The 7,832-nt window shown below is 61.4% G+C and carries 6 protein-coding genes; 1 reads left to right on the top strand and 5 read right to left on the bottom strand.

The window, feature by feature from the left end:
* The 5 genes from JCM12296_RS30775 to surE form a co-directional block, all read right to left on the bottom strand.
* Positions 1–770, bottom strand: a 770-nt coding sequence (locus tag JCM12296_RS30775; RefSeq protein WP_157068045.1) for a hypothetical protein, incomplete at its 3' end; no start/stop codon positions are given.
* A 194-nt stretch (positions 771–964) separates the two neighbouring features.
* Complete coding sequence (gene cysS, locus JCM12296_RS30770; protein ID WP_306304173.1) at positions 965–3,265, bottom strand: cysteine--tRNA ligase; 2,301 nt, start codon at positions 3,263–3,265, stop codon at positions 965–967.
* 9 nt (positions 3,266–3,274) lie between these two features.
* On the bottom strand, positions 3,275–3,910 hold the full coding sequence (gene tmk / locus JCM12296_RS30765) for a dTMP kinase (RefSeq protein ID WP_054701055.1): 636 nt from the start codon (positions 3,908–3,910) through the stop codon (positions 3,275–3,277).
* Positions 3,911–4,043: 133 nt separating this feature from the next.
* Positions 4,044–5,012 carry a 3'-5' exoribonuclease YhaM family protein gene (locus JCM12296_RS30760; protein ID WP_054701051.1) on the bottom strand — a complete coding sequence of 323 codons (969 nt, stop codon included), beginning with the start codon at positions 5,010–5,012 and terminating at the stop codon, positions 4,044–4,046.
* A 97-nt stretch (positions 5,013–5,109) separates the two neighbouring features.
* Positions 5,110–5,823, bottom strand: coding sequence for a 5'/3'-nucleotidase SurE (gene surE, locus JCM12296_RS30755; protein ID WP_246805168.1), 714 nt, complete (start codon positions 5,821–5,823; stop codon positions 5,110–5,112).
* Between the two features lie 192 nt (positions 5,824–6,015).
* Here surE and JCM12296_RS30750 point away from each other — a divergent pair.
* The coding region (locus JCM12296_RS30750; RefSeq protein WP_157068044.1) for an LPS-assembly protein LptD at positions 6,016–7,832 on the top strand (1,817 nt) is incomplete at its 3' end.

Raw genomic sequence — 7,832 nt, 5'->3', positions numbered from 1 at the left:
TCGGCCAGCACGGCGGCAAGCAGGGGATCATCCCCCGCCTGCGGGACCCCAAGACGAATCGTGGCCAGCGTTTCCAGCGCCAGGGTGTCGCCAAAGCGTTCCATCAGGGTATCGACCACCGCCGCGCTGGTGGTCACCAAGAGATCCGGTGAATCGGTATCGGCCGCCGCCAGGGTGGCCCAGGCGCGAATGCGCTGAACCGTCTGACGGGCGCCGGGGTCCTCGCGCCAAAGTTCCGCGCCGGTGCCGTGCCGGTTGAAGGCGACGTCATCGGCTCCGTCCAGGGAATCGAGGAATTTCTGTTCCATGGCCTTGAAACGGCTGAGGTCGTCGTCCAGATGATCGGTGGTGCTGTCATTGTTCTGGGCCACGGCCAAAAAAAGGCGGGCACTGAACGGCACCTCGGCCGCATCGGAACCCGCGTCCGGTCTGCCGTACTGCTGGATATCCGTCCGGAGCTGATTGATGGTGGTTTCGTCGAAAAACGGCACCATACCCTGTCGGGAGCTGATGAAACCGGCGCCGGCCGTCGATTTTCCGGGATTCAGGCGCGCCCACCGGGTGAACTCGGCCAGGGCTGCGGCCAACCGATCCTCATCCCCGGACAGGGGAACGCGAATCGCGATCGTTCCGCGTTCATCCAGGGCGGTGAGGTTTTCGGAAACGCCGTCGGCCATGGGCTGGTAGATAACGAGGGGGCCCACCAGGGCCGCCAGCGTATCGGCCAGGGCCGTCGACAGGTAGGTGAAGGGCATGTATGCAGGTGTCATAAAGGGTAATTTTCTCCCAGAGGTTGACGGATTCGTAAGAAACCCAATATCGGCGTTACACGGATCCTTCGTCACTGCGGCGTACGCAAAAGTACGCCTCACGCCTCAGGATCCGCAAGCCTTGATCTTGGGCTTCTTACGAATCCTGAGGGACGGCAACTTTTTGCGTGTTCCACAAAAATTCTGCTTGGCCGTTAGCGTCCGCTTTCAGAAGTCCCGGCCTTGCCGTCGCGCAGGACCACGCCCATGGCGATCAGCTGCTCGCGCAGGCGGTCGGCCAGGGCCCAGTCCTTTTCCCGCCGGGCCTTTTCCCGCTGGGCGATCAGGTCCTGAACCGCCGGATCGCGGGGCGCATCTTCGAAATTGAAAATATTGAGCACGGTATTGATGCGAGCCAGGGCCTCGAGCACCTTCTGCGCGCCAGCGGCATCGATCTCTTCGTTCAGCACCAAGGTATTGATGCGCTTGACGACGATGAACAGCGCGGCCAGGGCGGCGGAGATGTTCAGATCATCGTCCATGGCCGTGGTGAAGCCGCTCTTGATGTCGTAGCACAGCTGATCCAATTCAGCGTAGGGTTTTCCGCCGCGGAGGTCCTTGAGCGCACGAACGCAGGCATCCAGGCGTGCCAGGGTCTTGCGTGCCCGGTTGATGCGCGCCTCCGAAAACACCACCGGCTTGCGATAGTTCACCGACAGAAGCCAGTAGCGGATCGTGCGGCCGTCGAAGCCCATGTCCAGGAGGGCCTGCACGGTCAAACCCTCGCCTTTCTCATCGACTTTTTTGCCGTCCACCAGGACCCGATCGCAATGCACCCAGTAACGGGCCAGGCTCTTGCCGGTCAATGCGCCGGCAATGGCGATCTCGTTCTCGTGGTGAGGAAAAACCAACTCCCGGCCGGCGCAGTGGATATCATAATAGTCGCCCAAATGGCGCATGGACATGGCCGCGCACTGCAGGTGCCAGGAGGGGCGCATGTTGCCCCAGTCGGTCTTGGTGTAGATGCCGCGCTTGAGTTCCGACAGGCGCGTGCGTTTGAGCAGGGTGAAATCGCGGGGGTTGTCCTTTTCGTACTCTTCCAGGTCCACGGTGGCGCCAATGCGGATTTTGTTGATATCCACGCCCGACAGCTGGCCGTACGCCTTGTAGCGGGAAATATCGAAATAGATCGAGCGCAGTTTCTCGTAGGCATAGCCCTTCTTGATCAGCCGTTCGGCCAGGTGCACCATGTCGTCCACATGCTCGCTGGCCTTGGGGTAATGATTGGCCGGCTGGATGCCCAGGATGGCCAGATCCTGGTGAAAGGCCTTGATGTGCATGTCGGTGAAAGCTTCGAGGGACATCCCCGCGGCCTCGGATCCGTCAATGGTCTTGTCGTCCAGGTCGGTGATGTTCATCACCTGATTGACCGCGTATCCCCGGTAGGCCAGGTAACGGGCCAACAGATCGGTAAAGACGAAGCGCCGCGCCTCGCTCACCTGCAGGCGGGCATGGGCCGTGGGGCCGCAGGCGTACATGGCCACCTTGCCCGGGTTGGCCGGCAGGAAGGGCTCTTTCTTGCGCGTCATGGTGTTGAAGAGCATCAGGTCGATCTTCTCCTGCACGTCAAACAGCGGCGTGGAGAGGTAGCGCTCCCCACCGTCGGGAAAGATCACCACCAGGGTCCCGCTCGTAAGGCGGCTGGCGATATCGGCCGCCACCACCATGGCCGCCCCACTGCTCATACCCACCATGAGCCCCTCCTCGCGGGCCAGGCGGCGGGTCATGGCAAAGGCCGGCTCATCTTCCACGTTGATCTTCGCATCGAGCTGTTTCTTGTCGAAAATCTCGGGCTGATAGGCCTCCTTCATGTTTTTCAGCCCCTGCAGGCGGTGCCCCAGATAGGGCTCCACACCGATGATCTGGATGGCCGGATCGTATTCCTTCAGCCGCCGGGAAAGGCCCATGAGGGTTCCCGAGGTACCCATGGTGGCCACCAGGTGGGTCAGGGCGCCGCCGGTCTGCTCCCAGATCTCCACCGCCGTTCCAAAGTAGTGGGCCTGCCAGTTGGCCGGATTGTTGTACTGATCGGCCATGAAATAGGTGTCGGGATTTTCGCGGGCCAGGCGGTAGACCTCCTCGATGGCGCCGTCGGTACCCAGGTGGCCGGGCGTGAGCAAAATATCGGCCCCGCGTGCGCGCAGGATCTTCTGGCGTTCGACGCTGGCCGCCTCGCTCATGGCCAACAGCAACGGGTAGCCCTTGACCGAACAGACCATCGCCAGGCCGATGCCGGTATTGCCGCTGGTGGCCTCGATAACGGTCTTGCCGGGTTTGAGTTCTCCCGAACGCTCGCCGGCTTCGATCATCGACAGGGCCGGCCGGTCCTTGATCGAGCCGCCGGGATTGAGGTACTCCAGTTTTGCCAGGATGCGCACCTTCGGGTTGGGATTGAGGTGGCGGATTTCCACCAAGGGGGTGTTGCCGATGTAATCAAGAACGCTGTGGCTCATCATAGAAAGGTCTCATTGTAAAAAATACGCCGCCAAGGCGGCTTCGATCTGCCGAGTCACCGCGGCCGGTTCTCGCCCGGCATCGACGACGACGAACCGCTGGGGCGCGTTTACCGCCAGGTCGAGATACCCGGCGCGCACGCGTTGATGAAAGGCCAGGGTCTCCTTTTCGAAACGCGACTCGCTGGCATGAACCGCATCGCTGTGGATGCGCTGCCAGGCGCGCCGCAGCCCGATTTCAGGGTCCAGGTCCAACAGAAGCGTCAGCGACGGCTGCATCCCGTCACAGGCCAGATGGTGCAGTTTTCGGATCAGCGTCCGGTCCAGTCCCCGGGCGTACCCCTGATAGACCAGGGTGGCATCGAAAAAACGGTCGCACACCACCACCTTACCAGCGGAGAGCGCCGGCCGGATCACGGTTTCCAGATGCTGGGCCCGATCGGCCACATACAGCAAGAGTTCGGTGGTCGCAGCCATGTCATGGTTGTCCGGATGGAGCAGAATCGAGCGGATCTGTCCGCCGATGGCCGTTCCACCGGGCTCCCGGGTGGTCAGTACGCGATGGCCGGCGGCCTGCAACCAGCCGGCGATGGCATCCACCTGGGTGGTCTTGCCGCTGCCTTCGATCCCCTCAAGGGTAATGAACATAGGATTCTCTGTCTTGACAACCGCCGGGAAAATAACAATCGGCCATGCGTCCCGGATGGTCGCAAGGGCCGGGGAACACCGGTACGATTAGGCGGGGGACGGTCGCCGGTTCCGTTTGCCAGCCTGCGCCGTCTCAGCCGCCGTTTCCCCCATGAGATCCCGGTCCTTTATAGAAATGGCGCTCCAGCAGCCGGTGATAGGGTGTCCAGGATCCGTCCGACGGATCCTTGGCCACGTATTCGCGAATGCTGTTGACCCGTGAATCCATCTCGTCGATGTAGTTGAGCAGCACCGCCTCGATGGTCTTGGGCGGCTCGGGGGAGCCGAATTGCCGTTCGCCGTGGTGGCTGACGATCATGTGCTTGAGCAGGTGGACCTGTTCGGGCGGCATATCCGGCACCTGCCGGAGCTTTTCGTCGAGCAGGGACAGGCCGATGACGATGTGGCTGAGCAGACGGCCTTCGTCGGTATAATCGATGCGCCGGGCATAGTCCAGTTCGCGGGTCTTGCCCACGTCGTGCAGGATCACCCCAGCCAGCAGCAGATCGCGATCCACGCCGCTGTAATGACCGGCGATCATCTCGGCCAAAACGGCCATGGAGAGGGTATGTTCCAAAAGGCCGCCAAGGTAGGCGTGGTGCATGAGCTTGGCCGCCGGTGCCCGGGTGTAGGCGGCGACAAAGTCGCTGTCGGCCCAGAAAACGTCAAAAAGCCGTTTCAGATGAACGTTTTGCATGCGACCGGTCATCTCGCGCAGGCGATCGAACATCTTGCCCACGTCCCGGCTGGTGGCGGGCAGGAAATCGGTCGCATCCACCGCGTCGTCCGGCACCTTCAGCATATCCTTGACCACCACCTGCAAGCTGCCGCGGTATTCCCCCACCTGGGCGCGCACCTGCACGAAATCACCTTCGCCCACGGCGGCGGCGATGCGCTCCACCTGATCCCACACCACGCCCTTGACCCGCCCCGAACGGTCGGCCAGGGTCACGTTCAAAAAGGGATTCCCGTCCTTCTTGTGGCTCATGCTGCGTTCGACCAGCAAGAAAACCGCGTCGATGGCGCTGCCCGCCACCAATTCCGCTACCAAGGGTTTGTGCATCGCTGTCACCATGCCATCGCGAATGGATTGTTTCCGGCCCCCATCAGGGCAGCACCGGAATTTCCCATTGGGCCAGCTCCCGGAGTGTCGTAATCGGTCATATCACATTTGATGGGCGTGATGGAGATGTACTGTTCGGCCAGGGCGGCACCATCGATATCCGGCTGATCATACGCGTCCTGGCGGTCACAGCCTTGCCAGTAATACACCCGGTCGCGCGGTCCCGGCGTTTCTCGAAGGCCTGATCAAACACCGCCGTGCCCTGGCGGCTCCAGCGCACCCCGCGGATCTTTGCCAGAGGCATATCGGGAAAATTGAGATTGAGAAAGGTTCCCGCCGGAATCTCCCGCGCCAGCATCTGCCGGGCAAAGCCTTCGGCGAAACGCGCGGCATCGTCCATGTGATCACGGCCGGGCGCCTTGATGGAGACGGCCAGGGCCGGGATGCCGGCCAGGGCAGCCTCCTTGGCCGCCGCCACCGTACCGGAATAATTAAGGTTGACCCCCACATTGGCACCCGGATTGATGCCGGAAAGCACCAGGTCGGGACGGCCGTCGAACAGTTCGGCCAGACCCAGCTTGACGCAATCCGCAGGCGTGCCACTCACGGCGAAACTCTCCGGGCTGCCGTTGACGCGGGTGGTCTCGAAGCGAATGGGCTGGTGCAGGGTGATCCCATGTCCCACGGCACTGCGTTCACGATCCGGCGCCACCACCGTCACGCGATGATGCGCGGACAGGGCACGGTAGAGCGCCCAAAGCCCCGGGGCATGAATTCCGTCATCATTGGTCAATAGGATTCGCTTCGTCATTTTCGATTTCCGAGCTGCCCGGATGGATGATGTCGCCGTTCCATCCAGGGCCAAAACTATTGTTGCAATTTCTTTCAGGATCGCTTTATAGTGAATTTCTCATTTATGTGCAAGCGGTTATCCTAGACTCGCCCCGGTGGAAACCGTACCGATACCTTCTTTACCCAAACCCAAAAGCTTAGAATCAACCTGATGCGCCCGTTCACAATCAGACCATCCGCGTTTGCCCGTCCATCGTCCCCTGCCCTAGCGCTGCTGCTGTCCCTGCTCGTCGGCGTCGCGTCCATGACCGGGCGGGCCGTCCTGGCCGCCAATTTGGAAGAGCGCCTGACCGGTGACCCCAAGGTGCCCTGGCAGATCAGCGCCGATACGGTGGATTACGATGCCGCCACCACCACGTATTACGCCCGGGGCAATGTGGTCATCGAAAAACAGAACACCCGCCTGGTGGCTGACCAGGTGGCCTTCAACCGGCAGGCCATGACCGCCTCGGCCACCGGGCATGTATTGATGACGGTGGGCGAGGATGTCCTGACCGGCGACCGGCTGGACATGGACCTCAACCGTGAAACCGGCGTGCTCAACGATGGCGGTGTTTTTTTCAAGGATTCGCATTTCTACATCCGCGGCCAGCGCATCGAAAAAACCGGCAAGGATACCTATCAGGCCGAACGGGGATCGCTCACCACCTGTGACGGCGATCGACCGGCCTGGGTCATTACCGGTCGCAAGGTCAATGTCACCGTCGAAGGCTATGGCAGCGCCCAGCATGCCATTTTCAAGGCCCGCGATATGCCGGTCCTGTATTCCCCCTACCTTATTTTTCCGGTGAAGACCAAACGCCAGACCGGGTTGCTGCTGCCCGAAATCGGCTATTCGGACCGCAAGGGCTTCTATTGGGATCAGCCCTTTTTCTGGGCCATCAATGACAGCAGTGATGCCACCGTGTATGTCAACCCCATGCAGGATCGCGGCACCAAGGTCGGCCTGGAGTATCGCTATGCCTTGAGCGATCGCTCCTACGGCGCGATCATGGCCGACGGGCTCAAGGATCGTCAGATCGATGACGGCACCGAGGCGAACGACAAATGGGGCTACGGCGGCGATGCCTACACCCGGCCCAACACGGATCGCTACTGGCTGCGTGCCAAGGTGGATCAAGAGCTGCCCGCCGGCGCCACGGCGCGACTGGATCTGGACATCGTCAGCGACCAGGACTACCTGGTCGAGTTCCGCGAGGGCCGCAACGGGTTTTACGCCACCCGGGACTACTTTTTGGATGCCTTTGGCCGCGATCTGGATACCTATGACGAAATCGAACGCACCAACCAGGCGAACATCAATAAAATCTGGGATCATTTTTCCTTTAACAGCGACCTGTTGTGGACCGACAACGTGATCAAACGTCGCTGGAGGGAAACGGACGACACCCTCCAGCAGCTTCCCCGGCTGCAGCTCAACGGCACCAAGCAGCAGATCCTGGGCAGTGACGTGTACTGGGACATGGATTCGGAATATGTCTATTTCTACCGCGAGGATGGCGATCGCGGACACCGCACGGATATTCATCCCCGGGCCTATTTGCCGATGAGATGGGGCAACTACCTCTCCATCGAACCATCGGCCGGCATCCGCCAGACCACCTGGGTCATGGATCGTTGGTCGGATGACGACCTGGCCAAAACCAGCACCCGCGAGATCTACGATCTCGAGCTGGACCTGTCGACCGAGCTGGCCAAGGTCATGAAGTCCCCCCTGGCCCATGTCGACCGCATCCGGCACAGCATCAGACCCAAGGTGGTTTATGCATACATTCCTGACCAGGACCAGTCGGACCTGCCCTACTTCACCACCACCGACCGGATCGATGAAGCCAACCAGATCACCTACTCCCTGACCCACACCTTCACGGCGCGAACCACCCGCAAGGCCCCCCCTCCAACGCAAGGGATGCAGGATACCGGGACCATTGATCCAGAGCGGCTGTCCGCCGTGCAGCGGCCGCGGTC

The sequence above is a fragment of the Desulfosarcina cetonica JCM 12296 genome, from assembly GCF_001311845.1.
Classification (GTDB): domain Bacteria; phylum Desulfobacterota; class Desulfobacteria; order Desulfobacterales; family Desulfosarcinaceae; genus Desulfosarcina; species Desulfosarcina cetonica.
This window is presented reverse-complemented; position numbering and strand designations above follow the sequence as displayed.

What these genes read in the sequence shown, in the direction of transcription:
- surE (WP_246805168.1), bottom strand. Translation starts at nt 5,823, where the DNA reads ATGACGAAGCGAATCCTATTGACCAATGATGACGGAATTCATGCCCCG.
- cysS (WP_306304173.1), bottom strand. Translation starts at nt 3,265, where the DNA reads ATGATGAGCCACAGCGTTCTTGATTACATCGGCAACACCCCCTTGGTG.
- JCM12296_RS30760 (WP_054701051.1), bottom strand. Translation starts at nt 5,012, where the DNA reads ATGCACAAACCCTTGGTAGCGGAATTGGTGGCGGGCAGCGCCATCGAC.
- tmk (WP_054701055.1), bottom strand. Translation starts at nt 3,910, where the DNA reads ATGTTCATTACCCTTGAGGGGATCGAAGGCAGCGGCAAGACCACCCAG.